Genomic DNA, 26,721 nt, shown 5'->3' on the forward strand with positions numbered 1-26,721 from the left:
TTGCGGGGGGATGTCCGATGCGAGCCGGGCGCGCGCGGTCATCGCGATGCGGCGTGTGCGAAGTTTCAGCAAGTGGTGTTCCACATAACGGCACCCGTCGCCATGCGGCACGAGCATTGCGCGTCTGAACGAAGACTTTGTGGAGACCCTGATGGATTTACCTGACACGAGCCGGCAAGCGCCCCGTGCAATCGGGACATTCGACCTGGACGCACGACCCCTGACGCGGATTTCGATGCAGTCGCCGCATCTGCATCTGCATGTGCCGACGCCGCCCGAGGTCGACCCCGAGATCCCGCCTAAGACGCCGCCGCCGAACATCGACCCCGATCCGGTCCCGGACGACCCGCTCGGCGACCCCCACGAACCACCGGAAGGCGACCCGCCCGCGGCACCGCCGCCGTTGCACGCATGGCGCCGGCGTCTGCACGGAGATCGAAGCTTGCCATGAGCGCGCCCGACCTGGACGACAACCTCACTGTCTATCGGCGCGCGACACAGAGCGGGACCACCGAATGGTGGCGCGTGACGATGCGAAGAATCTTCGCGCGACGCGGCGTTACGGGGTGGCCGCCCGCATCGTCGCGATCGGAGTCAGGAATTCGGACACGCCGGTCAGGATGATCTGCACGCCGATGCACAGCAGCAGGAACGCCGACACCCGCAATGCGACCTTGGTGCCCTCGACGCCGAGATAGCGCGCCAACACGGTCGCGCGGCTATAGATCAGATAGACGCAGACGGCCACCGCGAACGTGATCGCGACCGACGCGATGCCCGAGATCACGAACGCCGACAGCTTGTGCGTGCGATTCGCGGACAGCGCGATCGCGGTCGCGATCGAGCCGGGCCCAGTGGTCAGCGGCACGGTGAGCGGAAAGAACGCACGGGCCTTCGCGGTCTCGGCATCGACGCGCTTGACGTCCGTCTGCTCGGCCGGCGTGTCCGGTGCATTGAGCATCTGCCAGCCGCCCACGGCGAGCGCGAGCCCCCCGCCGATGCGCAACGCCTCCATCGAAATACCGAAGAAATGCAGGATCGGCGTGCCGATGAAGAACGCCACCAGCAGCACGCAGGCGGCGTTGATCGCGACCTTGCGGGCAAGCGCGTCGCGCTCGTCGAGCGTCAACGATGCGGTCCGATCCAAAAAAACGAACGCGCCTCCGAACGGATTGATGATGCTGATCACGCCAATGAAACCGAACATAATGTCCGAGATCAGACTTTCGACCATGTGCTTGTCCGTGTGTCTACGTGTGCCTGCATGTTCTCGCGCGGGTTCGCGCCTGGGCGCGGCGCCGGTCATGAATCCAGCCCGCCTCGCGCGGTCCGGAAAATGCTGCAATGCTCGCAGATCCTATCGCGGCGCGCCAGTCGCCCCAGTAAAAAAGCCGCGCGATACCTGGCGCGTCACGTCGCGTCCCGCTTTGCACCGCAGCATTCCGCGCGGGAAAGATGCAATTGCAACGGTCGCAACCTCACATTTATTTTGACCGACTTTACGGGAGCGAAGCATCCGGCATACAGTCATCAGCGAAGCCGGAATTTCAACGACACATAACTACTGGTTCGAGGAGTTGCCCGCATGCTTCTTCGTGTACTTGCCGCGTTGCCGTTCATCGGCATTCTGGTCGGCGTTACGTTTGTCAATCGGGTCGAGCCCATCGTGCTCGGCATGCCGTTCGTGCTGGCCTGGATCGTCATGTGGGTGGTGTTGAGCGCGATCATCATGGCGATCGTCTACAACCTCGATCCGTCCAACCGGCGCGTCGCCGCCAATGGCGAGGAGGTTCGCCCATGAGCGCACTCGTCATCATCGCTGCCGTTACGCTGTTCGCGCTGTTCCTCGGCGTGCGCGCGAGGCGCGGCCACGACATGAGCCTCGAGCAATGGAGCGTGGGCGGCCGCAGCTTCGGCACCGCGTTCGTGTTCCTGCTGATGGCCGGCGAAATCTATACGACCTTCACGTTCCTCGGCGGCAGCGGCTTTGCGTACGGCAAGGGCGCACCGGTCTACTACATCCTCGCGTACGGCACGCTCGCGTACATCCTGTCGTACTGGATGCTGCCGCCGATCTGGCGCTACGCGAAAGCGCACCGCCTCGTGTCGCAGCCGCACTTCTTCTCGCGCAAATACGAAAGCCCGGCGCTCGGCACGCTGGTCGCGCTGGTCGGCGTTGCCGCGCTGATTCCATATCTGGTGCTGCAATTGAAGGGCCTCGGCATCATCGTCGCGACCGCGTCGTATGGCGTGATCTCGTCGACGGCGGCGATCTGGATCGGCGCGATCGTCGTGACCTCTTACGTGATCGTGTCGGGCGTGCGCGGCTCCGCATGGAACTCGGTGGTCAAGGACCTGCTGATTCTCGCGATCGTGCTGTTCCTCGGCATCTATCTGCCGCTGCATTACTACGGCGGCTTCGGCGCGATGTTCCGCACCATCGACGCCGCCCGTCCCGGCTTCCTGACCTTCCCGGCGCACGGTTCGAGCGTCGTGTGGTTCCAGTCGACGGTGCTGCTGACCGCGCTCGGCTTCTTCATGTGGCCGCATACGTTCGGTTCGATCTTCACGGCGAAGGACGAGCGGATCTTCCGCCGCAACGCCGCGATCCTGCCGCTCTATCAGCTGATCCTGCTGTTCGTGTTCTTCGTCGGCTTCGCGGCGACGCTGCGCGTGCCGGGCCTGAAGGGCGCCGACATCGACCTGTCGCTGTTCCGCCTGTCGCTGCAGACGTTCGATCCGTGGTTCGTCGGCGTGATCGGCGCGGCCGGTATCCTGACCGCGCTGGTGCCGGGATCGATGATTCTGACCTCGGCCTCGACGCTGCTCGCCAACGACGTCTATCGCGGCATGGTGAACCGCAAAGCGTCGGATGCATCGGTCGCGATGATCGCGCGCGTCCTCGTGCCTATCGTGGCGCTGGTCGCGGTCTTCTTCACGCTGAACGGCGGCGAAACCATCGTCGCGCTGCTGCTGATGGGCTACAGCTTCGTCACGCAACTGTTCCCGGCCGTGATCTGCAGCCTGTTCCCGCACAACCGCGCGACGAAGCAAGGCGCGTTCTGCGGGATCATCGCGGGTGTCGCGGTGGTCACGCTGACCACGACGCTGCACTGGAGCGTCGGTCAACTGATGCCGTTCCTGCCCGAGGCGCTGAAGGACGTCAACATCGGCTTTCTCGCGCTCGCGGTGAACGTGATCGTGTTCGTGATCGTCAGCGCGGTGACGCAGCCGAGCGCGGCCGAGCAGGAGAAGCACGCGTCGGTGCATTGAAAGACAGCTACGGCTGATGCATCTGAAGGGGCTGTTCGCTTCGGCGACAGCCCCTTATTCTTCCGGTTCACGGTTCGACCGCTCATCCCTCGATCCACGGAGCCCCGACATGTCCTACGTTCTCTACTACTCGCCCGGCGCGGCCAGCATGCCCGTGCACTGGATGCTGCTCGAAATGGGCGTGCCGTTCGAAGCGCGCCTCGTCGATATCGACGCGGGCCAGCAGCATGATCCCGACTATCTGCGTTTGAATCCGGCCGGACGCGTGCCGACGCTGGTCGTCGATGGCGTGCCCCGGCATGAATCGGCCGCGCTGCTGATGCTGCTCGCCGAGCGCCACGCCGACGCCGGGCTCGCGCCCGCGCCCGGTTCGGCCGCGCGCGGCGAATGGTTCGAGTGGATGATCTACCTCGCGAACACGCTGCTGCCCGCAATGCGCGACTGGTTCTACGCCGGCAGCGACGGCGACCCGGCCGGCGCCGACGCGGTGCGCGCGCTCGCGCAACGCCGCATCGAAACAGCGTGCGAGCGGCTCGACGCGCATTTCGCGAGCGGCCACGCGTACCTCGCGGGCGATATGCTCAGCACCGCCGATCTGCTCGCGCTCGTACTGATGCGCTGGACCCGCAACATGCCGCACCCGGCGACGGTGGGCTGGCCGCATCTCGCGGGCTATATCCGCAGGCTGCGCGCACGGCCGGCGTTCATCGAACTCAATGAGCGCGAGAAGCTGACCGAGTGGCGCAACGAAGCTCAGTAACGCCCGGCAGCTTCACATCGTCGCTTCCCTGCCCGTCTGCGCCGCGAACGCGAAGCCGTTCTTGCCGTCGCGCTTGACCTGATACATCGCGGCATCGGCGGCGGCGATCAGACGGCGGTGATCGTCGACGTCGTCGGGGTAGCTCGCGATGCCCACGCTCGCGCGCACGCGGCCGATTCCCATCTGCTCGTCGGTCTCGACCACGCAGGCCATCAGCCGGCGCGCGATCTCGGCGAGCTCGTCATCGCCGGCGAAGGTGCGCACCAGCACCGCGAACTCGTCGCCGCCGATGCGCGCGACCAGATCGCCTTTGCGCACCGACGCGCGAAACCGCTCGGACACCGCGGCGAGGAACTCGTCGCCGGTGCGATGCCCGAACGAATCGTTGACCTGCTTGAAGCCGTCGAGGTCGATATACAGCACGGCGAGGCGCGGCTCGACGGCCGCGGTCCGCGCATTCCTGGCGGCGGCGTCGAGCGCGCCCAGCAGCTTGCGGCGGTTCGACAGGCCGGTCAGCGAATCGTGCAGCGACGCCAGTTCGAACTCGTGCGACTGCCCCGCGAGCTGGCGGTTGCGCTTCGCGTACATGCCGAGCGCGGTGATCAGCATGCAGAACAGTAACGCGGCGAGCGCGATCAGCGTGCGCGCGACGTGCGCGACGCGCAGCCGCACGTCGGCGCTCGACGCATCGCGTTGCGCGCGCCAGTAGGCCGAGACGCTGCCGAGCACCGCCGCGACGGCTTCGGGCGTCGCCTGGGTCGGTGACATCGACGGAATGGGCGGCGCCGGCGACGGACTCGCGTTGACGAGCGCCGCGAGCGACGCGAAACGCCGCGCGAGTTCCGCGCGCGCCGCGTCATAGGCCGGCACGAACGACGCGTCGTGGCTCGCCGGAGTGTCGGCCATGCGCTTCCACGCGGCCAACTGTTCGCGCGCGCTGTCGACGCGCTCGACGGCTTCGAGCACGAGGCCCGCGTACTCCTGCTTCAGCTGATCGGAAAACACCGTGCGCATCTGCGTCGCCACATACAGCAGGCCGAACAGCAGACACAACAGCGCGGCCACGGCGACGCTCGCGGGCCCCGGCCGGAAGCGCCACACCGGCGCGCGCGCGCGCGCGGCGCCGCGCAGCCCCGCTTGCCCCGCTGACCCGGCGAGCGCGTGCTCAGGGGTGGGAGTAGGGATCTCGTTGCTGTCGGCCGTTGTCATGTTGACGATAGCTCACGCGTCGAAAGAACTGTCCGATCCGCGCAAACAGACCGCCGTTGTGCTGCGACGACGCGCGCCGCTCCTGCTGCGCGACGCGCGTTTCTTTCGCATGTTGACCGCCCGCGGGCTTCGCGGTCGAATTCGCGACGTGCCGCACGGAGCGCGGCGGTGGCGTCGGAACAATCGGGGCGGTGGGCGGGTCGTCCGACAGACCGGCCGACAGATCCGCCGAGGCATCGACCGGCGTATCGGCCAGCGCGGCGGTGAGATTCGGGTCAGGCGTACTCGGGTGGATCTGACCGGACCACACGGCCGGGTTGGTGTCCTCGAAGCCGCCGTTCGCGCCGGCCGTTGCGAGCGCGACATCCGACGCGGTGGGCTGCGCGGCTGATTGCGCGGTGGCGGGCGTGGCGGCCTCCTGCGGCGCGTGCGCGACGGCCACCGTCGGCACCGCGGGCGCCGACGAACCGAGCGCCTGGCGTGCGCCCGCGATGGCATCCGCGTAGGTCTGCTGATCCTGGTTGAACCAGACACCGTAGGCGACGGTGCCCATCACGCCGAAGGTCAGCGCGCCGGCTGCCGCGAGGCACAGCGCGAGGCGGCCGAAGCGCGGCGGCGGTACGCCCGATTCGTCCGTGCCGTCGGGTTCGAAAGAGGAACGGCTGTCCGTGGTGGAATGACGCAAGTCGGTATCGTCGGGATCGGTAGCCATCGCAATACGCTCCGGGTATGCCACTTCCTGCTGACAAGCTGGCGCACTGGCGAGCCGCCGCGTAAGCCGCGCTCGCGGGCTGCCGCCGCACGCAATGCTCAATGAATGTAACCCTGTCGCGAACGGCCGACAACACAGCAGCGTTGCGTTTCCGCCTCGCTTCCAGGTGCTTCAAACGACGCCGTCAGACACCGCGTGAGTTGGCAAAAAAGTGCGCAAAGCTGGTAAAAACTCCAACTCCGCTAATCGCTCGACAGCCAGCCCCCCGCCCGCCGTCACCGCGACGCCCGATGCGACGCGGGTTCCGCGAAACGCGCCATCGCGGTCGCCGTTTCGCATGCAACAAGCGGGCCTGAAGGCGCACTCATGCGCGACCCCGATAGCGCCGCTTGAAACCCTCGTGAGACAGAGCGCCGCGCGCCCTTAAGCAGCATCGCGCGAACCTGCTACCGTGCGAATTCCCAAAGCCGTTCGCGCCCGGTGGTAAGGTCACCTGCCGCATGTCGCGAACGCGCGCCATGCCTCACCCGGCCCGGCCTGACGCGGCCCCGGCCCACCTCATCGGTCAGCATGAGAATCATGTCGAACAGGTATCAGCACAAACCACTCACGCCGTTGCGCCGCGCGCTCGCGCGCTTTTCTCTTTCAGAAACCGCCAAGTACACGAAGCTGACGCTCGGCCTGTGGATCGGTTTCGGCATCCCGTACCTGCTCGGCTTTCCCGACGCGGCCGTGCCGCTCGCCGGTTCGACGATGCTGACGCTGGCGCTCGGTAGCTCGATTTCGGCGGCGCGAAGCTACTTCTACAAACGGGTGTTGTCCAACGTGGTGGCGATGCCGATCGGCACGCTGCTGATCTGGCTGACCGCGCCGCACCTGTGGATGGCTGCGGCGCTGCTGCCGCTGGTGATCTTCAGCATCGTCGCGCTGCGGCCGTCGCTGTTCCAGATGACCAGCATCACGGTGCCGATCACGCTGGTGCTCTATACCGGCGAACATCTGCCGCTGCTCGAACAGCGCCTGATTGGCGTGGTACTCGGCATGTTCCTCGGCTTCGTGATCCAGCAGATCGCGTTTCCGCCCGATCACGGCTATTGGGCGAACACGCTCGTCAACGACGGCAACGAACTGGCCACCGATGTCGTCGCGCAACTAGCCGCGGGTCAGCTCGACAAAGCGCAGATCAAGCCGGCAGCCTCGAAGCTGCGCACGCTGAGCACGAACCTGAAGCAGGCGCACCTGCTGCTGAAGACCGACCTCGAGCAGGCGTGGGTGTCGCCGCATCTGAAGCGCAACGCGGCGCGGCTGCCGGTGTTCGCGTGCTATCAGGAGACTTTCGATTCGCTGGTCAACTTTCTCGAAACGATGGACACGTTTCACGATCAGTTCGCCGCGCTCGACGCCGGCTGGCGCGAAATGTTTCTCGCGCGGCTCGCGCGGCTCGTCAGCGCCCACCGGCAACTGGCCGAGGCGGCGGACCTGCGCGTCGAGCCTGCGCCGCTCGACGCGCCGCCTCTGCATATGGAGGACCTGCGTCAGCTGACCGAGGACCTGCCCGCGTCGAACGTGTTTACGAGCGTGTACCTCGGGCATCTGACCGGCTACGGGATTCTGCTGTGCCGGTTGAGCGAGCTGCATACCGCGTGAGCGGCGCGGGTCGTCCGGTTCACCGCTCATTGCACGGTGATGGTCGCCCTCATGTTCGGATGGATGCCGCAGAAGATCTTGTACACGCCCGGTTTATCGAATTTGAATTGATAGGTGTCGTCCTGATCGAGCGCGGCCGAGCGGAACAGCCCCGCGTCGTTGACCACGGTGTGCGGCTCGCCGTCGAGATTTTTCCATGTGACCGTCGTGCCCGCCTTGACGGTCAAATCCGTCGGCGTGAAATTAAAGTTTTTCATGAACATCGCGTTAGGCGTCGATGCGACGGTCTGCTGCTGCGCCGCCTTCATCGGCATCGGCATCTGCATCGGCATGGTGGTTTGCGCGAAGCCGAGCCCCGGCGACATCGCCAGGAGCGCGGCACTGCCGAGCGCAACTGCGAGTACTCGGCCCATCAGCTTGGTAGGCATCATTGATCTCCTCGAGCGTAAAAGTAGCGGGTGCGGTCAGGCGAGCGTCGTGTCGTCGAGCGTCGCCTTCAGCGGATGACGCGCGATACTGACGCTCGTCACGCCGAGCATCTTCGGCAACTGGTCGCTCGCGACCTTCAGCGGCCCCGGGCCATCGCCCTGGCCGGCGGTCGGTTGCGGATAGGCGGTCGAGCGCGCGGTATGGAACGTCACATTGCCTTCGACCTTCGTCACGATCTGGTGAATGTGACCGTTCAGCACCGTCACCGAACCGAAGCGCTTCAGATAGTCCATCGCCTGTCCGGCGTCACCGGTGCCCCAGCCCCACGGCTCGTAGATCGTCCACATCGGCATGTGCGCGAACACGACCACCGGGGTGCTCGACGAGCGGCCTTTCAGATCGTTTTCGAGCCATTCGAGCTGCTCGCTGCCGAGACCGCCGAGGCCGTTCGGCTTGAAATGCATCACGTTGACGAGACCGACGAAATGCACGCCCTGGTGATCGAAGCTGTAATAGCCGCGGTTATCCGACGCCTTGCCGAAACGGCTGAAGTACTCGGTGCCGGGGCCGTCGGTGACGTCATGCTCGCCGGGGACCGTGTGCAGCTCGGTGATCTTCAGGCCCGACATCAGCTGCGCGGCCAGATCGAATTCAGAGGGCTTCGACAGGTGCGTGATGTCGCCGGTGTGAATCGCGAGCGGCGGCCGCGACGGCATCGCGTTGACGTAATCGATCGTCTGTTTCAGCGTGCCCGCGACGTCGGGATTCGCTTCCTTGTTGAAGCCGATATGCGTGTCGCTGATCTGCAGGAAAAGCGGCGTGCCCGCTGCTGGCGTCGCGGTTTTGGCGTCGGCCGCGAGCGCGAGTTCGACCGGCGTCAGCACGCCGCCCGACAGCATGAACACCGTGCCCAGACCACCGAACGCAAGACACTTCAGCGCGCCGCGACGCGCCGGATCGAATGAATGTTGTGACGACATGATGACCTCACGATAGGGATTCGCCGAACCACCCGGTTCGTGAGGCATGACTGTCGTGTCGCGGGTTTTATTCCCGTGTTGTGTGGCGTTTGCGGGACGCGGCGAGTGTATGCAAATGGAAAGCAGCCAGTAAACGCCGTGACGGATTGCACACTGGATTGCGCATCGCGTCAGCCGCTGACCGCCGCGACGATCCGCGCGCGCATCGCGGCGTCGGGCAGCGGACCCGATCCCGCGCGCACGTTGTCCGCCATGTATTGCGGCCGCCCGGTGCCCGGAATCACGACGGTCACCGCCGGCTGCGCGAGCACGAACTTCAACAGAATCTGCGCCCAGCTCGTGCAGCCGATTTCGGCGGCCCATGCGGGCAGCGGCGTTTTTATCACGCGCGCGAGCAGACCACCACCGCCGAACGGCTGATTGATCACGACGCCGATGCCGAGTTCGGCCGCGAGCGGCAGGATGCGTTGCTCAGCCGCGCGATCGTCGGCGGCGTAGTTGATCTGCACGAAGTCGGGCTTCTCGCTTCGCATCACCGCCGCGACGTCGTCGAACGCGCTCGACGTGTAATGCGTGATGCCGAGATAGCGAATCCGGCCGCGCGCTTTCCAGTCGCGCAAGGTCGCGAGCTGTGTGCGCCAGTCGAGCAGATTGTGGATCTGCATCAGATCGACATGCGGCTGCTGAAAACGCCGCAGCGATTCCTCCATCTGCGCGATGCCGGCTGCGCGTCCCTCGGTCCAGACCTTGGTGGCGACGAAGGCCTTGCGATGCGCGTCGAGCTGAGTGAGCAGCGCGCCCGCGACCGCTTCCGACGAACCGTACATCGGCGAAGAATCGATCACCGAGCCGCCCGCTTCGAACAGGATGCGCAGCACCTCGGCGAGTTGGGCGCGCGCGGCGGCATCGTCGCCGACGTCGAAGGTGCGCCACGTGCCGCAGCCGATCACGGGCAGCGCTTCGCCGGTGGACGGGATCGCGCGGCGGTTCATGCGCGGTAAGGTGGTATCGGCTTGCGCGGGTGTTTCAGTCTGCGCGGAGGTGACGCGCGATAACGCGAGTGTTGCCGGTAACCCGAGCGCCGCGCGCAGAAAGCGGCGGCGGCGAGCGTGGTTCGACGAAAGTGCCATAGCGGGTAGCTGCCCTCGTGCATGGAAGTTCGACCGTCATCGCAGCGGCTAAAGCACACCCCGCCGCGCGAATTCGACCGCGAGGCCATCCGCGTCGACGAACCGGTAGCCCTGCAAACCAGCCGCGAGCGCGCCGTCCACGTTGGCCTCGCTGTCGTCGATGAAGAGCGTCTGCGTTGCGGCCGCGCCGAGCCGTTCAACGCAGCGCAGATAGGTTTGCGTGGCGGGCTTCGCCGCGCCGAACGCCGCCGACGAATAGACGTGCGGTCCAAAGAGCCGCGCCACGGGCGGATTCAGATAAGCGATGTGATCGGTCAGCAGGCGGCAGTTATTCGTCAGTATCGCGATGCGGCAACGCTGCGCCGCGCGCGACGCCAGCGCGAGCACCGCTTCGTTTGGCCTGATGGACGCGAGTCGCGCGTCGAGCCATTCGGCGCGGCTCACCGGATAACCGAGCAGCGCGCCGAGTTCGCGCAGATATTCGTCGTCGCTGATTTCGCCGCCGTCGGCGCGCGCCTCGAGTCCCGAGCCCCAGATCGCATGACGCACGGTCTCTTCCCTGCAGCCCGCGATCGCCGCGAGACGCTCGACACGCGCGGCGCGGTCGTAGTGCGACAGCACACCTTCCAGGTCGAACAGAAGCAGCGTGACGGGTGCGCTCATGCCGTCGATCTCCCGGGTTGAAGTTTGCGCGGTGCGCGATGCGCTTTTTGCGCGCTGCGCTGCGGCCTAACGTGTTTTCTGCCGCAACGGCCTGAAGAACTTGCGAAGCTCGGCCGCCAGCAACTCGGGCTTTTCCATCGCCGCGAAGTGCCCGCCGGCAGGCATTTCGCTCCACTGCACGACGTTGAAGGTCCGTTCGAGCCAGCTGCGCGGCGGATGATTGATCTCCTTCGGAAACAGCGCGAAGCCGACTGGCGTGTCGATGCGCTCGCCGTCGGAGAAACGCATCGGCTGCAGGCGGTTTTCCCAATACATCTGCATCGCCGGACCGATGCACTGCGTGAACCAGTACAGCGAGATATTGGTCAGCAGCTCGTCGATCGAGAACACGCTTTCGACGTCGCCGCCGCAATCGCTCCACGCGCGAAACTTCTCGCCGATCCATGCGGCGAGTCCCACCGGCGAGTCGTTCAGCGATGCGGCGACGGTCAGCGGCTTGGTGCTGTGCTGATGCGCATAGCCGCCTTCGAGTGCGGCCCAGTCGTTCTTCTCGCGCAGATAGTCCTGCTCGGCCGGCGTCAGCTCCCGCTGCGCCGCGCCGATCGCGGGCTCATAGGAACTCGGCAGGAAGTTCAGGTGAATGCCGTCGACCACCCGCGGATGATGCGCGGCCAACGCGATCGACACGCCCGCGCCAAGATCGCCGCCCTGCGCGCCGAAGCGCTCGTAGCCGAGCCCGCGCATCAGCGACACCCACAGGTCCGCGACCTGGAACGCGGACATGCCGGCTTGCGCGGGCGCAGGCGAAAACGCGAACCCCGGCAGCGACGGCGTGACCACGTCGAACGCGTCGGCGGGATCGGCGCCGAACGCGGCCGGGTCGCACAACTGATCGAGCAGCGCGTGAAACTCGAAGAACGAACCGGGCCAGCCGTGCGTGATCACGAGCGGATAAGCCTGGAAGCCCGGCGTCACACTCGCGGCACGCCGATGCGCGAAGTGCACGGTCTGGCCGTTCACGTCGGCGAGAAATTGCGGCAGCCGGTTCAACTTGCGTTCGGCCGCGCGCCAGTCGAATTGCCCAGCCCAATAGCTCGCGAGTTCGCGCAGCCAGGCTGGGTCGGCGCCCTGCTGCCATGCGGGCGCGGGCGTCGCGGGCGCCCAGCGGGTCGCGCGGATGCGGTGGCGCAGATCGTCGATGTCCTGATCGGCGATCGCAATCTCAAACGGGTCGATCTGCATGGGGTCGTCCTGGGTCGGTTGGCGGCTCAACGTCATCGTACGCGCGTCGAATGAAAGCCGGATAATGGGCGTCCCTTCCGTACGATTCATTGACCGACCCACAGGAGATTGACGCGATGTCCGCTTACGAATCCAAGGTGCCGCGAGTGCTGCTGACGAACGACGACGGGATCGACGCGCCCGGCCTCGCCGTGCTCGAAGCGGTGGCCGCCGAGCTCGCGCACGAAGTCTGGGTGGTCGCGCCCGAGCACGACCAGAGCGGTACCTCGCATTCGATCAGCCTGCATTCGCCGCTGCGCGTGAGCCGCCAGGGCGAACGCCGTTTCGGCGTGACCGGCACGCCCGGCGATTGCGTCGTGATGGGGGTGCGTCATCTGATGCGCGAGGCGCCGTCGCTGGTGCTGTCCGGCGTCAATCGCGGCGGCAACCTCGGCATCGAAACGATGTTCTCCGGCACGGTCGGCGCGGCGATGACGGGTCTGCTGCTCGGGCTGCCGTCGTTCGCGCTGAGCCAGGTATTCACCGATCGCGAGCGCGTGCGCTGGGACACCGCGCGCACGCTCGCGCCCGGCGTGATCCGCCAGTTGCTCGCGATCGAGCATGCGGCGCCGACCTGCCTGAACATCAACTTCCCGGACGTCGATGCCGCCGATGCGGGTCCTCTGACGCCGACTCGCCAGGGCGTCGGGCTCGTCAGGGACATCGAGGTATTGCCGGAAGTCGATCCGCGCGGCATCGCGTATCACTGGCTGCGCTTCGATCGCGGCCCGCGCGAGAACGAGGCCGACAGCGAAACGGCGACGGTCGCGGCGGGTCGCGTCTCGGTCACACCGCTCGCGTTCGATCGCACCGACGAAGCCACCTTCGCGCGGCTCGCCGCGTCGTTGATCTGACGGTTGCACGGAACGCGGCGCAATACCCCGCTTCAGTGCGCTCCAGGTCCCGACGGTGCGGGTCTGCCGAACGCGGGCATCGTGCCGTTCTCTCTCGCGCGCGCGAGTTCGGCCTGTACCTCGGCGCGGGTTTTGGGGCCGCTGTTGACAATCGCTTCAGTCGTGGCCTGGCTGCTTTGCCCCGAGCGCGGCATCGACCATGCCGATTCGACGCCTTGCGTTGCATGTTGCGGCGACTGCCGTACCTCCGGCGCGACGCCAGCCGCTTTCTTCCCGGAGCGCTCCGCAGTAGAACTTTTCCGGTGGCTGCTGCCCCGCGCATGATTACCCGATGTCGTCGCAGCGCTTTGCGCTGAACGCGGTTTCGTCGTGGTGCCCGATGCAACCTGGCTATGGTGTGAGCGCACCGTCTTTGCCGCAGGCGGCGCCTGGGTCCGGTTCGAACTGACCGCGGGCTGTGGCGGCAGATTCGCCGGCTGCGGCTGTGGTTGCACCTGCGGTTGCGGCTTGTTCGACTCCCGCGCGAACTGGAGCGCCGCGATGGCCAGTGCGTCGCCTGCCTGCGCTCCGATCGATGGCGCCGGCTGAGACCGCAACGCAGTCACGTCGTCGGGCAGCGCATGGTGCCGCGCCGCCGCCGCGCCCGTCGCGCCGACACTCCGTTCGCCATCGGCGACGAGGCTCACGTCCCGGCCGGACGACCAGTCGTTGTCCAGCTGCGACACGTAGGCCCCAATCGTCACCGCGCCGAAGACGAGACCCGTCAACACGATCATTCTCGGTTCGCTATACAAGGCACGCTCCCCCTTTCGACAGAACGACGACCCATTAGTCAAAGTGTCGGCGATCCGAAGAACAGTGTTTCGCTTTTAGACCCAACAACTGACGAATCGGCGGATCTGGTCGTGGATGTGTCCGAAACCGACGGGCATTCTTCTGTCCAAACGGGCCCTTTAACCGGAGTGCCAGGAGGGCTCAAACGAGCGGTCCTTCCTCGGTCTTGCCGCGCATCGCGACGGCAACCGAACTGCCGACGATCAACGCGATACCCAGCATCGAGATCCCGCCGATCGTCTCGCCCCACACCAGATAGCCGAACAGCGCGGCCCACACGATGCTCGTGTAGTTGTACGGCGCGAGCGCGCCGGCGTCGGCATCGCGGAACGCCATCGTCATCAGCAACTGTCCCGCCGTCGCGAGCGCGCCGAGCAGCGCCATGATCGCGAGCGCATCGAACGACGGTGTGCGCCACGCGAAGATCAGCGACGCGCCCATCACCGCGGTGCCGACCAGCGTGAAGTACAGCACGGTCGTGCCCGAATCGTCGCTCGCGTTGATGCGCTTGATCTGGATGATCGACAGCGCACCGCACAACGCGCTCGCGATCAGCAGCGCCGGGCCGAGCCAACTCGAATGCGAGCCGTCCGGACGCACCACCAGCAGCATGCCGGCGAAACCGACCGCCGCGGCCAGCGCGTCGCGCGGCTTCAGCGTTTCGTGCAACAGCAGCGGCGCCAGCACGATCACGAGCAAGGTCTCCGAATAGACGATCGCGACCGCCTCGCTGAGCGGCATGTACGGCAACCCCGCAAAGAACAGGCCCGATGATCCGAGCAGCGTCAGCGCGCGCAGGGTCTGCCCGCGCACGTCGAGTTGCCGCAAGCGCGTGACGAGCGGCTTGCCGCGCAGACACATCGCGACGGCCGGGAACAGACCGAACAGCATGCGGAAGAACGTGACCTCGTTGGCCGGATAGGCGAGCGCGAGCGATTTCGCCAACGCGTCGACGAGCGCGAAGCAAAGCATCGACACGAGGATCAGCGCGACGCTGCGCAACGGTACGGCGCTCGGGCGGACGGCGACGACGGGCGGCATGGACGGTTCGGGTTGAACGTGGGTCATGGGGAAACAGGATTATGCCCGCGCTCGCGCGCGCCCTCGCGCGTACGCCGCGCACCCGCTTTGGCAAATCAGGGAATCCACCGATACTGGTCAGACGAACTAATAATATTATTCATAGCGATTTTTGCGCCGTTACACCGACGCTTCAAGTGCCTTCGTCGTATGCATTTTTAATAATAATTATGACCATCGATCAAGCGGGGACCTCTGGAGATACAGGTGCGCAATTTCTATGTACTGGCCGCGCTCGCGATGCTGAGCGCCTGCGGCGGTAATGACGGATCGCCCAACGTGTCCGCTACGGCGGACAAGCAGGTGAAAGCAATCGATGCGACAGCGGCTGCGGCCGCCACAGCCGACGTGCAGAACGAGTTCAAGGCTGCCAAAGCCATCCCGGTGGGCATGAAAACGACCACCCCGCCGCTCGTGATCGCCGACCCGACGCTGAATCTGGCGCCGTACACGCCCCCGGCGCCGCCCGCCCCGACCGCGACGACGACGTTGTCGTTCGGCGATTTCACGAGCTACCTCGCACCCGGTTCGGCGAGCGCCTGGCACCCAGGCGCGAGTGCGTCGACGCTCGCGATCGACGCGCCGCCCGCCAACGGCACCGGCGCCGGCGACAAGGCGGTCGCGCTCGGCACGACCTACGCGAGCGCTTCGTACGAAGCGGACGTGACCGTCACCGCGCCGGTCGGCACGGGCCCCGCGAACGCCGGTTTCGTCGTGCGCACGACGAAGCCGACCGCGGGCGGCCCGGACAGCCTGACCGGCTATTTCATCGGTCTCGACACCGGCTCGCATGCGCTCGTAGTGGGTCGCGAGAACAACAACTGGACCAATTTCATCCAGTATCCGGTCGCCTCGATCGTCGGCGGCAGCACGCATCACCTGAAGGTGACGACGAGCGGCAACGCGATCCTCGTCGACCTCGACGGCCAGCGCGTGGTGAGCGCCAACGACGCGACCAACGCGCTGCCGGCGGTCTTCCAGTCGGGCAGCTTCGGCGTGCGGCGCTTCGGTGTCGGCGTGTCGTTCAGCAACATCACGATCCATACGTATCCGGCCGTGACCTCGCCCGTCTACGATTTCTCGAAGGTGGTCGGCGCGGTCTACACGCCGTCCAATGCGGTCAACGCGATCGACTTCTGGGAGAACTACGACCCCGAGATCGTCAACCGCGAGCTCACCTATGCGCAGACCTACGGCATGAACACGGTCGCCGTGTATTTGCACTATCTGGTGTGGGCCAACGATCGCGTGGCCTTCCTGAGCAAGTTCGAAAACCTGCTGACGATCGCCGCGCGGCACGGCATCAAGGTCTCGCCGATCTTCTACGACGACTGCTGGAACCCCAACCCGCAATACGGCCCGCAGCCCGCGCCGGTGTGGGGCGTGCATAACAGCCAGTGGGTGCAGTCGCCGGGCACGCCGGTCGAGCAGGCGTATTTCCAGGCAAGCGCGTCGAACCCGGCGATTACGTACAAGCAGAGCCTCGCGAACTACATCACCGACTTCGTCGCGCCGCATCGCAACGACCCGCGCATCATCTTCTGGGAGCCGATGAACGAGCCGGGCTGCAGCGGCAATGGTTCATTGCGGAACACGCGCGCGGTGATGATGAACGATGCGCGCATCGCGATCCTGAACGCAGGCGCAACGCAGCCGATCAACTCGCCGCAGGTGCAGGAAGACGAAGGCACCTACTTCTCGGATTTCTACGGGTTCCATCCGTACAACAACCCGTACACGGGTCCGGTGAATGGCAGCAACATCAACGCGATGAACTCGGAGACGCTGCAACGCGGCTTCACGGGCACGACCGGTCAGACGATGCCGGGTATCGTCGCGAACTACGGCGGCACCACCGGCTTCATCGTGTGGGAGCTGATGATCGGCCGCACCAATACGCGCTTTCACTGGGGCCAGACGCCGAGCGCACCCGCGACAGTCGAACCGGCGACGCCGTTCCAGGGGACCTTCTACCCGGACGGCCATCCGTGGCAGACGTCGGAAACGCAGGCGCTGACGGGTGGGTTCGACGTCAAGCTGCCGGTGCTGCAGGTCGCGTACTACAACGATCCGACCTTCAGCGCGGCGCCGGTGAAGACGTCGATCACGCCGCTGATCGACTTCGATCTGAACACCGAGCGCGGCACCGATTCGCCTGATGCATCGGCCGGCGTCAACGCGACCAACTACGGCGTGCGCTGGACCGGCGCGCTCAAGGCGGCGCAGGACGGCGAATACACGTTCACGATCAACAGCGACAACGTCGCGCGTCTGTGGATCAACGGCGTGAAGGTGATCGACAAAACGGGCACGACGCCGGGCAGCGCTTCGGGCAAAGTCCATTTCGCCGCGAACCAGAGTGCGTCGATCAAGGTCGAGTACGTGCACGGCAGCGGGGCGGCAAGCATGCATCTGCTGTGGTCGAACCCGGCTGCGAAGAGCCCTGATGTGTTGAAGATCGTGCCATCGGATTCGCTGGTGACGTCGAGCTGATAGAGATGGTTGTGCCGGGCGGCGCGGTGGCATCGACGCCGCGCCACCGCGCCGGCCAACCCAAAAAACAACGCGGCGCACCGGAAAAATCCGCTGCGCCGCGTTCTTTTTAGGCAATGCTTTTAGCAAGCTCGATCAGTTAATTTCTCAAAGCAAAAGCCCGTTCCAAATGCCACTTCAAACTGCATAAATTTCCGGATTATCCGCAAGCGACAAAAAGTTACCGGTATTCCCATCGAGTGCGAGCATTTCGCCGCTTTCGATATTGAAGATCCAGCCATGGAGCCGCAGCGTCTTGTTCACGAGCCCGACCGCCACCGACGGATGCGTGCGGATATTGGCGAGTTGCGCGATCACGTTGTCCTTGACCAGCGCCGCGAGACGCTCCGCATCCGAGTGATAGTGACGCGACGCGTTGATCGCTTTCGCCGCATCCGCGTGACGCAGCCAGCTCGCGACCGCCGGCATGTGCTCCAGATTCGTGCAGGACGAGATCGCCGTCATCGCGCCGCAGTTCGAATGGCCGCAGATCACGATGTCGGTCACGCCGAGCACGGCGATCGCATATTCGACGGTCGCCGACACGCCGCCCGGCTCCGGGCCGTACGACGGCACGATGTTGCCCGCGTTGCGGATCACGAACAGCGACCCCGGCTCGGTCTGCGTCAGCAGCTCCGGCACCACGCGGCTGTCCGAACAGGTCACGAAGAGCGTGCTGGGATTCTGCGCAGTCGATAAACGCTTGAAGAGCGCGCTTTGCTGTGGAAAGACCTCGCGTTGAAAGCGGATCAGACCTTCGATGATTTCCTGCACGATTTTCTCCAGAGAATCGAAGAGACAGATTTAAAGTTTGCCGCGACTATACCGCAGCCTTTCACTCGTCGCGCGAATCACCGTGCTAATCGTCGGACGCTCCAGCGGAAAATTGCCAGCGAAATAATGGTGTGCCTGGACGCGCCAAAAAAAAGACCCGGCTGCCGGCAGCCGGGTCCAACTCTCTCGCTCACACGCATGAAGCAATGTGTGCGTCGATACTGTAGCCGCGCCGGCGTCGCGGATATAGCCGCCGCGGTGGAAGAGTCCTTTCCACCGCGGCGCGAATCAATTGACCCGCTACGCGCTAAGCGGGTCGCTCAGTCGAAATCGCGCGTCTCGAGTTCCACGGACCGTCCCCCGTTGCGTTCGAGCACCCGCCGCGTAGCATTTTCAATGCGGGCGCGGTTCGCCTCGAACGTCCCCACCAGATCGTGAGCGGACGGGGCGCCGTTGCCGAGGCTGCCGTTGCCGAAATGGTCGTTGAGCGCGTCGAGCGACACGCTGCACCATACGTCCTTCCCGTCCACATTGGCCTCGTAGGCGACGCGCGCAGCAGCCACCACTTCCCGCCGTCCGGTGAATTCGATCCTCATGATTGTCCTCCGTGTGTCAAAGGGAAATCCGAATACGCAACGCTCATGCCCAAACCGGCCGGCTGCCCGGCTGCCCTGGCGCGAGCACGCATTCTGCGCAAGGTGCATACTCCTGAGCGGCCGTCATGCGCGGCCGCGCCGATGCGCCGCAGCAAGGCCTCCTCCGGGCCGTCGACGCACTCAACATACCGATACTACGCCCTTCATGTCCCGCAACACTCAATCTTCACGCCCGCTCGTGATCGCCGCCGTGATGGCCTCGATGGCGATGGTCGCGATCGAAGCGACCATCGTGTCGACCGCGATGCCGCAGATCGTCTCGCAACTCGGTGACCTGCATTTATACAGCTTGGTGTTCTCGTCGTTCCTGCTCACGCAGACCGCGATGACCGTGGTGTTCGGCAAGCTCGCCGATCTCTACGGACGCAAGCCGGTGATCCTCGCGGGCATCGCGATCTTCCTCGTCGGCTCGGTGCTCGCCGGCTTCGCATGGTCGATGCCGGCGATGATCGTGTTCCGGCTGATCCAGGGCATCGGCGCGGGAGCGATCCAGCCGGTCACGCTGACCATCGTCGCCGATCTGTACCCGGCGCGCGAACGCGGCAAGGTGCAGGGCTATCTGGCGAGCGTGTGGGCGATCTCGGCGGTCGTGGGTCCGATGGTCGGCGGCTTCATCATTCACAACCTGTCGTGGGCGTGGATCTTCTGGATGAATGTGCCGATCGGGCTGGCGTCGGCGGCGGGCTTCATCGCGTTCCTGCGCGAATCGGAGCGGCACGCGCGGCCGTCCATCGATCTCGCCGGCGCGGCGCTGTTCATGGCCGCGATCGCCGCGCTGATGATGACGCTGACCTACGCCGGCGACGATGCATTCGCGCCCGCCTCGCTCGCGGGCGGCGTGTTCGTGCTGTGCGTGCTGCTATTCGTGCTGCAGGAGCGTCGCGCGGCCGAACCGATGATCTCGTTCGCGCTATGGAGCCGCCGCCCGATCGCCGCATGCAACAGCGCGACGGTGCTGGCCGGCATGATCCTGATGGGCGCGACCACGTTCCTGCCGATGTACGTGCAGGGCGTGCTGCATCGTTCGCCCGTGGTGGCCGGCCTCGCGCTGACGATGATGATGGTGGGCTGGCCCACCGGCGCGACCTTCGCGGCGAAGTCGTTTCACCGGCTCGGCTTGCGGCGCATCCTGATCTGCGGCAGCGCGTTCGTGCCGCTCGGCGCGGTGCTGCTGCTGTTCCTGTCGCCGGGCGCGTCGCCGCTCGTCGCCGGATTCGCGTCGCTGATCATGGGCTTCGGCATGGGGACGTCGAGCGTCAGTTCGCTCGTGCTGATCCAGGAGATCGTCCGGATGGACGAACGCGGCAGCGCGACCGCGTCGAACCTGTTCTCGCGCAATCTCGGCAGCACGCTCGGCGCGACGCTGTTCGGCGCGGTGCTGAACTTCGGGCTCCGTCATTCGCAAGGCACCGCGACGGTCACGTCGGACCAGCTGAAGGCGCTGCTGCAGAACCGCGCCGCCGATCTCGGCGACAGCGATCTGGTCAGGCTGGTGCTGCACCAGTCGCTGCATCTGACCTTCGTGTCGATGTTCGTGATCGGGCTGTTCGTGGTTGCGCTGCTTTCGCTGGTGCCGATGATCCGATTCGGCGAGGACAAGCCGGCACCGCTCAAGACCCTGGCGCCGCTCGAGGATTGAGTCGCGCGGCGGCGCGAATCACTTGCGTTCGCGAGCGCTACGAGCCGCGCGCCGGCAGCGTCGCCGCGAAGAAATCACGCACCTGTGCCGCGGTTCGCGCATGAATCACGGCGCGGTCGACACCCGGTCCGTCCTTGCAGATGGGCGCCAGACGCTCCATCACCTCGGGCTCGCACACATCCATGAAGGTATAGTGCGAGGCGCCCGGGAGCATCGTCACCGTCGCTTGCGGCATGAAGCCCGCGATGCGGTGAATATTGGTGTTGACGGGCGCGGTCGTATCCGCCTCGCCCGCGAGCAGCGCGACCGGAATCGTCACTTCCTTGAACGACGAACTGTCGAACGCCTCGCCGAGCGCGGGTGCGATCGCGAATGCCGCCTTGACGCGCGGATCGCGATACGAGTCGCCCGAACGCGCGCGCGATGCATTCGTTTCGGCCGATAGCCCGTCGACCGTCAACGCCGGCGCGCCCGGCGCGTGCGCGAGACTCGCGGCTTCGGGCGGCGTGCAGATCGCATCGGCTTCGGGCGACGTGCAAAAGCGCTCGAACGCCGCGCTGTCGGTACGTGCGCCCGCGACTTCGAGCACCGTGTATCCGCCGAGCGAAAAGCCCAGCGCGCCGATCCTCGTCGTGTCGACGCGCGGACCGAAACGCGGGTCCGCGAGCACGCCGTCGAGCACTTCGCTCAAGTCGGTCGCGCGCTCCCACCAGAGGATGAAGCCGTCGCGCGTGCGCGGCTCCAGCGCGTTGTTGCCCGGATGATTGACGCCCGCGACGATATAGCCCTGCGCGGCCAGCGACGCCGCGAGCCAGTCGAGACTGTCCGCGCTGCCGCCGGTGCCGTGCGACAACAGCAGCAACGGGTATTTGCGCTGCGCGTCGGACAGCGGCGCATCGTCGGCGGCGGCGTGGCCGATGAACATCGGATGGCCTGGCGCGCCGATATCGTGACGCGTCTCGGCTTGCGTCGCATCGGCCGGATACCAGATGCGCGTGATCAACGCCTGTGTTTGCGCGCCACGCCAGTTGCGGGCCACGGCGGGATGAAACACGCGGCTCGTCTCGCCGACATGCCAGTCGGCGGAAGCGGTTTGCGCGTTGGCGTGCGCCGGCGACGCAGCCCACAGCGCGCCGCACAGCGCCCCCGACAATGCCACGCTCAACGACACCACCACCGCGCTCGACAGCGCGGCACAGCCTCGACGCATCATGGTTAGTCCTCGCGAATGGGGATCAGCAGATCGGTGATGCAGGGGTCCAGCGCGCCGCGATCGGGCGCGCTTCGATACAGTTCGAGCCCGGGCCGTTGATCGCGCCGGTAGCCACTGCGCGGCAACCAGCCGCTGTACAGTGCCCTGAAAGTGGGCGAGATCAGCGCATAAGGACCGATGAGGCGGTGCACCGCGTATAGCCCGCCTTCGAGCCGCAGCGGCTCGATGCCCGGCGGCGGCTTGGCCACACGCGAGCGTTGCGCGGCTTCGTCGAGCCGCTGCATCGCATCGCTGAACGCCGCCTGCGACCCCGCGACGACTCCCGCGTGATAGCAAAACCCGCCAGCGATCGACGGATCGCGCGCGCAGATGCCGACGCGCTGCTGCAACAGCGGGTTCTCGTCGCAGCGCAACGTCGTCATCAGCGTGTGGAAGGTCTGGCCGATCGTCGCGACCGGGCCGTCATGGCGAAGGCATAGCACGTCGAGCGGTGCGATCTCGATCACTTCGACGGATGGTGATGCGGGGGTGTTCTGGTTTTCAGCGTACTCGTCGCGGCGGCCGTCAGCGCCTATGCCATCGCCGTCGCCGCGCGGCTCGATGCGCGCATGCCCCGTTCGCCGTGTCCGCGCGGATGCCGCCGAAGCCGCCGGATTCGCCACCAGATGCCGCTGCCGCGTCCTGAACTCGCTCGGCGATACACCAGTGAAATCGCGAAACGCACGTGCGAACGCTTGGGGACTGTCGTAGCCAGCGTCGTGCGCGACCGCGGTGACCTGCGCGGCGTCGGTCAGCCGTTGCGCTGCCTCGGCGAGCCGCAGACGCTTGACGGTATCGGCGACGCTCTCGCCCATCAACGCGCGATAAATCCGATGGAAGTGATATGGCGACATATGCGCGACGGCCGCGAGGCTGCTGAGCGTGTGCCGCGCGCCGGGCTCGACCAGAATGGCCTCGACCACGCGAGCGATCCGTCGACGGTAATCACGTTCGGTGCTGGGCTTCATCATGGCGCCACGATAGCGGTCTGCGCGCCGGGTGGCGGTGCAGAACTTGCGGATTTTCGCGCTTTCGCGTTTTGGCGTTTTGCCAGGAAACGGGTCAGGCTCTCGCGCTGCGTCACATTATGATCGACAACGCACGCCGCTTTCCGACACCAGACAGGCTCTCACGGCGCCATCAATTGCCGCTCCCATACAGCGTCGAATCGGCGAAGCCTTCGGCGGCCAGCACCTGCCCGACCAGAATCAGCGCGGTCCGCTCGATCGCGCTGCCCTGCACTTTCGCGACGATATCGTCGAGCGTGCCGGTGATCTTTTCTTCGTCGGGCCAGCTCGCGCGATAGATCACCGCGATCGGACACGCGCCGCCGTAATGCGGCCGCAATTCATCGACGATGCGCGCGAGATGCCGCACGCCGAGGTGAATCGCCAGCGTCGCGCGATGCCGCGCGAGATCGGCCAACTGCTCGCCTTCGGGCATCGATGTTTTGCTCGCATAGCGCGTGAGGATCAGTGTCTGCGACACGCCGGGCAGCGTCAGCTCGCAGCCGAGCGCCGCCGCGCATGCGGCCGTCGCGGTCACGCCGGGTACGATTTCGTAAGGAATGTCCAACTCGCGCAAGCGGCGGATCTGCTCGCCGATCGCACCGTACAGCGACGGATCGCCCGAATGCACGCGCGCGACATGCTGGCCCTTCGCGTGCGCCGCCGCGAGCAGCGCGACGATCTGGTCGAGATCGAGTTCCGCGGTGTTGACGACCTGTTCGGCGCTGTGACCTTCGAGCACCGCCGCCGGCACCAGCGACCCCGCATACAGGATCACCGGACAACTGCGCACGAGACGCTGCCCTTTCACCGTGATCAGTTCCGGGTCGCCCGGACCCGCGCCGATAAAAAACACTGTCATTCAGTACTCCAGTTATTTGCTCACTGATCCGAAGCCGCTTGCGCGTGCGCGGGCAACGCATCGAGAAGATCGGCAATGGTGGCGAACTCGCGATCGACGTCGGGCAACACCGGCCGTCGCAGCATGATCACCGGCAAGCCGCGTTCGCGCGCAACTTCGAGCTTGGCCTCGGTCGCGCCGCCGCCGCTGTTCTTGCTGACGACGACGTCGAACGCCTGCAGCGCGAACAGCGCGCGTTCGCCGTCGAGCGTGAACGGTCCGCGCGCGGCGAGGATGCGCGAGCGCGCGGTGTCCGGATGCGAATCGAGCACGCGCACGGTCCAGAATTGATACGGCGGAATCTCGTCGAGATGCGCGAGCGGTTCGCGTCCGAGCGTGAATAGCGGCCTTCTGAAAGGCGCGAGCGCGTCGATCAGTGCGTTCCAGTCATCGACGATGCGCCAGTCATCGCCGGCTTGCGGCTGCCACGCCGGACGCCGCAGCGCCCAGCACGGCACCTTCGCGACGCGACACGCCGCTACGGCATTCGCGCTGATCCGCGCCGCGTACGGATGCGTCGCGTCGATCACGAGGCCGATCGCTTCGCTCGCGAGATAACGCGCCAGCCCCTCGCTGCCGCCGAAGCCGCCGACGCGCACCGCGCACTTCAGGTCGTCGGGCACCTTGCCGAGCCCCGCGAGACTGTACACATGCGCGGGACCGAGTTGGCGCGCGATCTTCAGCGCATCGCCGGTGCCGCCGAGCAACAGGATGCGCGTCATCGGGCGACTCCGACGAACTTGCCCTGCCGGTCGATCGCGAAGATTTCGACGCTGACCTGCGGCGGCACGATATCGCGTGCAACGGCCAACGCGTGCTGACAGACGATATCGCCGAGCGGCACCTGTTGCGCGTGCGCGAGCGCGAGCGCCTGCTGGCTCGTGTTGGCCGCGCGCATCGCCGCTTGCAGCGCGGCGTCGGCGCCATGCCCGGCGGCCCAGCCGGCGAGTTGTTCGAGATCGATGCTGGAGTTGCGGCTATGCAGATCGAGATGGCCGGCCGCGAGCTTGCTGAGCTTGCCGAAGCCGCCGCAAATGCTCAGACGCTCGACCGGCGCGCGCTTCACATGCTTGAGCACCGCGCCGACAAAATCGCCCATTTCGATCAGCGCGATATCGGGCAGGCCGTAGTGCGCGCGCATCGCGTCCTCGCTCGCGTTGCCGGTGCAGGCGGCCACATGCATATAGCCGTTCGCGCGCGCAACGTCGATGCCCTGATGGATCGACGCGATATAGGCGGAACACGAAAACGGCCGCACGATACCGGTAGTGCCGAGTATCGACAGTCCACCGACGATACCGAGACGCGGGTTCATCGTTTTCAGCGCGAGCGCTTCGCCGTTTTCCACGCAGAGCGTCACTTCGAAGCCGCCTTGATACGCATGATGCGAGGCGAGTTCGTCGAGGTGCTGCGTGATCATCTGGCGCGGGACCGGATTGATCGCCGGTTCGCCAACCGCCAGCGTGAGCCCCGCGCGCGTGACCGTGCCGACGCCCGGCCCCGCGCGAAAAATCACACCGGGCTCGGGCACGAGGCGCACGCGCGCGAACACCAGCGCGCCGTGCGTCACGTCGGGATCGTCACCGGCATCCTTGATCGTGCCGGCTTCGGCGATCCGCTCGCCGTCCATCTCCACGAGACGGCAGAACGTGAGCCGCATCGGCACATGCTGGCCCTTCGGCAACACGATCTCGGCGACCTCGCTGACCTCGCCCGCCAGCAGCAAACGCGCGGCCGCCAGCGACGTCGCGGTCGCGCAGCTGCCGGTCGTATAGCCGCTGCGCAGCGGCGCCGGCTGTTCGGGGGTTTCGTCGCGCATCACGAATCGGCTGACGGATTGGCGGGCTTGGTCACGTCGAGCAGCGTGATCGGCAACGCCTGGCGCCATGTATCGAAGCCGCCGAGCGGTTGCGCGTGCGCGAGCGCGATGCGTGTCAGCGTGCCGCCATGCTGCTCGCGCCACGCGGCGAGCACCGCCTCGCCTTGCAGCGTGACCGCGTTCGCGACGAGCCGGCCGCCGTCGCGCAGTTGCGCCCAGCAGGTGTCCAGCACGTCCGGCACCGTCACCCCTCCGCCGATAAACACCGCGTGCGGCGCGGGTAGCCCCCGCAACGCGTCCGGCGCGCGGCCGGCCACCAGTTGCAGACCAGGCACACCCAGCGTATCGCGATTCTGTTCGATGAAGCGCTGCCGCGCGTCGTTCGCCTCGATCGCGATCGCACGACAGGTGGGATGCGCGCGCATCCATTCGATACCGATCGAACCGCTGCCCGCGCCGACGTCCCACAGCAACTCACCAGGCGCGGGCGCGAGGCGCGCGAGCGTGATGGCGCGCACGTCGCGCTTGGTCAACTGGCCGTCGTGGATAAAGGCGTCGTCGGGTAAGCCGCAGGTCAGCGGCAGACGCGCTGCTTGCGCGGACGCGCGGCAGTCGAGCGCGATCAGATTGAGCGCGGCCATCTCGCCGCCCGGCCATTGATCGGCGCGGCCATCGACACGCCGTTCGCGTTCACCGCCCAGATGTTCGAGCACGGTCATCTGAGTTGCGCCGTAACCGCGCGCATCGAGCGAGGCCGCCAGCGCCGCCGGGGTGTGGCCGTCCGCGCTCAGCACGAACAGGCGCGCGCCGTCGTGCAGATGCGCATTCAGCGTGGCAAGCGGCCGGCCGACCAGCGACACGGTCGCGACATCCTGCAACGGCCAGCCGAGCCGCGCGGCCGCGAGCGACAGCGACGACGGCGCGGGCAGCACGCGCAATTCCCCGGCCGGCAACTGCCGCGCGAGCGTCGCGCCGACGCCGAACAGCATCGGGTCGCCGCTCGCGAGCACGCACACCGCGTGCGGACGCTCGGCTAGCAACGGCGCGAGATCGAACGGACGCGGCCACGCGGCGCGGCGGGCGGCGATCCGCGCGGGCAGCATCGCCAGATGGCGCTCGCCGCCGTACACGACCGACGCGCCCAGCAACGCACGCCGCGCGGGCCGCCCCAAACCGGCGAAGCCGTCGTCGCCAATGCCCACTACGGTCAGCCATGCCGGCATGCATCCATCCTCATCAGTTGCGTCGATTCCTGAGCGATTGCACCGCGCCGCGTCGTGCATGCGGCT

At 66.3% G+C, this 26,721-nt stretch carries 26 protein-coding genes; 8 read left to right on the forward strand and 18 right to left on the reverse strand.

The annotated features are described in order from the left end of the window. Positions 1–151 precede the first annotated feature (151 nt). The gene (locus tag VSR82_RS28155) at positions 152–451 is read left to right on the forward strand and encodes a hypothetical protein (RefSeq protein ID WP_368583644.1); all 300 of its coding nucleotides are present in this window, start codon (positions 152–154) and stop codon (positions 449–451) included. A gap of 108 nt (positions 452–559) precedes the next feature. Here VSR82_RS28155 and VSR82_RS28160 read toward each other — a convergent pair whose 3' ends face one another. Then, positions 560–1,234: a MarC family protein gene (locus tag VSR82_RS28160; RefSeq protein ID WP_498858257.1), complete on the reverse strand. Its 675-nt coding sequence runs from the start codon at positions 1,232–1,234 to the stop codon at positions 560–562. A 351-nt stretch (positions 1,235–1,585) separates the two neighbouring features. On the opposite strand from VSR82_RS28160, the gene VSR82_RS28165 reads away from it, so the two are divergent. The 3 genes from VSR82_RS28165 (at position 1,586) to VSR82_RS28175 (ending at position 4,033) form a co-directional block, all read left to right on the forward strand. After that, positions 1,586–1,801 (forward strand): DUF3311 domain-containing protein, encoded by a 216-nt coding sequence (locus VSR82_RS28165; RefSeq protein ID WP_013091742.1) that lies wholly within the window; start codon positions 1,586–1,588, stop codon positions 1,799–1,801. Further along, the gene (locus VSR82_RS28170; protein WP_368583646.1) at positions 1,798–3,273 is read left to right on the forward strand and encodes a sodium:solute symporter family protein; all 1,476 of its coding nucleotides are present in this window, start codon (positions 1,798–1,800) and stop codon (positions 3,271–3,273) included. Before VSR82_RS28165 ends, VSR82_RS28170 begins: the two co-directional genes overlap by 4 nt. 109 nt (positions 3,274–3,382) lie before the next feature. Beyond that, positions 3,383–4,033, forward strand: coding sequence for a glutathione S-transferase family protein (locus VSR82_RS28175; RefSeq protein WP_429455514.1), 651 nt, complete (start codon positions 3,383–3,385; stop codon positions 4,031–4,033). A 12-nt stretch (positions 4,034–4,045) separates the two neighbouring features. Here VSR82_RS28175 and VSR82_RS28180 read toward each other — a convergent pair whose 3' ends face one another. Further along, a complete protein-coding gene (locus tag VSR82_RS28180) occupies positions 4,046–5,242 on the reverse strand; it encodes a diguanylate cyclase domain-containing protein (protein WP_368583648.1) in 1,197 nt (398 codons plus the stop codon). Next, the gene (locus tag VSR82_RS28185) at positions 5,199–5,954 is read right to left on the reverse strand and encodes a hypothetical protein (RefSeq protein ID WP_368583649.1); all 756 of its coding nucleotides are present in this window, start codon (positions 5,952–5,954) and stop codon (positions 5,199–5,201) included. Before VSR82_RS28185 ends, VSR82_RS28180 begins: the two co-directional genes overlap by 44 nt. A gap of 579 nt (positions 5,955–6,533) precedes the next feature. Between VSR82_RS28185 and VSR82_RS28190 the strand changes: the two genes are divergently transcribed. Further along, the gene (locus VSR82_RS28190) at positions 6,534–7,601 is read left to right on the forward strand and encodes an aromatic acid exporter family protein (RefSeq protein ID WP_429455515.1); all 1,068 of its coding nucleotides are present in this window, start codon (positions 6,534–6,536) and stop codon (positions 7,599–7,601) included. Positions 7,602–7,627: 26 nt separating this feature from the next. Here VSR82_RS28190 and VSR82_RS28195 read toward each other — a convergent pair whose 3' ends face one another. From VSR82_RS28195 to VSR82_RS28215, 5 genes are all read right to left on the reverse strand, one after another. After that, entirely contained in the window at positions 7,628–8,029 is a 402-nt protein-coding gene (locus VSR82_RS28195) for a cupredoxin domain-containing protein (protein WP_429455516.1), read from the reverse strand. Positions 8,030–8,065: 36 nt separating this feature from the next. After that, on the reverse strand, positions 8,066–9,010 hold the full coding sequence (locus VSR82_RS28200) for a metallophosphoesterase family protein (RefSeq protein ID WP_368583652.1): 945 nt from the start codon (positions 9,008–9,010) through the stop codon (positions 8,066–8,068). Positions 9,011–9,180: 170 nt separating this feature from the next. Next, positions 9,181–10,140 carry an aldo/keto reductase gene (locus tag VSR82_RS28205; protein WP_429455517.1) on the reverse strand — a complete coding sequence of 320 codons (960 nt, stop codon included), beginning with the start codon at positions 10,138–10,140 and terminating at the stop codon, positions 9,181–9,183. A 48-nt stretch (positions 10,141–10,188) separates the two neighbouring features. Continuing rightward, entirely contained in the window at positions 10,189–10,803 is a 615-nt protein-coding gene (locus VSR82_RS28210; RefSeq protein ID WP_498858258.1) for an HAD family hydrolase, read from the reverse strand. A gap of 66 nt (positions 10,804–10,869) precedes the next feature. Further along, positions 10,870–12,045, reverse strand: a complete 1,176-nt coding sequence (locus VSR82_RS28215; RefSeq protein ID WP_429455519.1) for an epoxide hydrolase family protein — start codon at positions 12,043–12,045, stop codon at positions 10,870–10,872. 116 nt (positions 12,046–12,161) lie between these two features. Between VSR82_RS28215 and surE the strand changes: the two genes are divergently transcribed. Beyond that, on the forward strand, positions 12,162–12,938 hold the full coding sequence (gene surE, locus VSR82_RS28220) for a 5'/3'-nucleotidase SurE (RefSeq protein WP_429455520.1): 777 nt from the start codon (positions 12,162–12,164) through the stop codon (positions 12,936–12,938). A gap of 32 nt (positions 12,939–12,970) precedes the next feature. Here surE and VSR82_RS28225 read toward each other — a convergent pair whose 3' ends face one another. Beyond that, on the reverse strand, positions 12,971–13,732 hold the full coding sequence (locus VSR82_RS28225) for a DUF4148 domain-containing protein (RefSeq protein ID WP_368583657.1): 762 nt from the start codon (positions 13,730–13,732) through the stop codon (positions 12,971–12,973). A gap of 181 nt (positions 13,733–13,913) precedes the next feature. Next, entirely contained in the window at positions 13,914–14,813 is a 900-nt protein-coding gene (locus VSR82_RS28230; RefSeq protein ID WP_429457685.1) for a DMT family transporter, read from the reverse strand. 246 nt (positions 14,814–15,059) lie between these two features. On the opposite strand from VSR82_RS28230, the gene VSR82_RS28235 reads away from it, so the two are divergent. After that, complete coding sequence (locus VSR82_RS28235; protein ID WP_429455521.1) at positions 15,060–17,345, forward strand: PA14 domain-containing protein; 2,286 nt, start codon at positions 15,060–15,062, stop codon at positions 17,343–17,345. Positions 17,346–17,522: 177 nt separating this feature from the next. Here VSR82_RS28235 and VSR82_RS28240 read toward each other — a convergent pair whose 3' ends face one another. Together VSR82_RS28240 and VSR82_RS28245 are read right to left on the reverse strand one after the other, a co-directional pair. Next, the gene (locus tag VSR82_RS28240; protein ID WP_368583660.1) at positions 17,523–18,158 is read right to left on the reverse strand and encodes a carbonic anhydrase; all 636 of its coding nucleotides are present in this window, start codon (positions 18,156–18,158) and stop codon (positions 17,523–17,525) included. Between the two features lie 320 nt (positions 18,159–18,478). Next, complete coding sequence (locus tag VSR82_RS28245; RefSeq protein WP_013091756.1) at positions 18,479–18,754, reverse strand: DUF1488 family protein; 276 nt, start codon at positions 18,752–18,754, stop codon at positions 18,479–18,481. Positions 18,755–18,959: 205 nt separating this feature from the next. Between VSR82_RS28245 and VSR82_RS28250 the strand changes: the two genes are divergently transcribed. Beyond that, positions 18,960–20,453, forward strand: coding sequence for an MDR family MFS transporter (locus tag VSR82_RS28250; RefSeq protein ID WP_429455523.1), 1,494 nt, complete (start codon positions 18,960–18,962; stop codon positions 20,451–20,453). A gap of 37 nt (positions 20,454–20,490) precedes the next feature. Here VSR82_RS28250 and VSR82_RS28255 read toward each other — a convergent pair whose 3' ends face one another. The 6 genes from VSR82_RS28255 to cbiE all read right to left on the reverse strand — a co-directional run bounded on the left by VSR82_RS28255 (position 20,491) and on the right by cbiE (position 26,655). Continuing rightward, a complete protein-coding gene (locus VSR82_RS28255; protein WP_429455524.1) occupies positions 20,491–21,666 on the reverse strand; it encodes an alpha/beta hydrolase family protein in 1,176 nt (391 codons plus the stop codon). Between the two features lie 2 nt (positions 21,667–21,668). Further along, positions 21,669–22,676: an AraC family transcriptional regulator gene (locus VSR82_RS28260; protein ID WP_410842465.1), complete on the reverse strand. Its 1,008-nt coding sequence runs from the start codon at positions 22,674–22,676 to the stop codon at positions 21,669–21,671. A gap of 169 nt (positions 22,677–22,845) precedes the next feature. Beyond that, positions 22,846–23,574, reverse strand: coding sequence for a precorrin-4 C(11)-methyltransferase (gene cobM / locus VSR82_RS28265; RefSeq protein WP_429455525.1), 729 nt, complete (start codon positions 23,572–23,574; stop codon positions 22,846–22,848). 20 nt (positions 23,575–23,594) lie between these two features. Continuing rightward, positions 23,595–24,335, reverse strand: coding sequence for a cobalt-precorrin-6A reductase (locus VSR82_RS28270; RefSeq protein WP_429455526.1), 741 nt, complete (start codon positions 24,333–24,335; stop codon positions 23,595–23,597). Then, positions 24,332–25,432, reverse strand: a complete 1,101-nt coding sequence (locus tag VSR82_RS28275) for a cobalt-precorrin-5B (C(1))-methyltransferase (RefSeq protein WP_429455527.1) — start codon at positions 25,430–25,432, stop codon at positions 24,332–24,334. Before VSR82_RS28275 ends, VSR82_RS28270 begins: the two co-directional genes overlap by 4 nt. Beyond that, complete coding sequence (gene cbiE / locus VSR82_RS28280) at positions 25,432–26,655, reverse strand: precorrin-6y C5,15-methyltransferase (decarboxylating) subunit CbiE (protein WP_498858259.1); 1,224 nt, start codon at positions 26,653–26,655, stop codon at positions 25,432–25,434. The genes VSR82_RS28275 and cbiE overlap by 1 nt, the downstream gene beginning before the upstream one ends. Positions 26,656–26,721: the final 66 nt, after the last annotated feature.

The organism is Burkholderia sp. JPY481 (assembly GCF_038900515.1).
In the GTDB taxonomy this organism is placed as follows: Bacteria; Pseudomonadota; Gammaproteobacteria; order Burkholderiales; family Burkholderiaceae; genus Paraburkholderia; species Paraburkholderia youngii.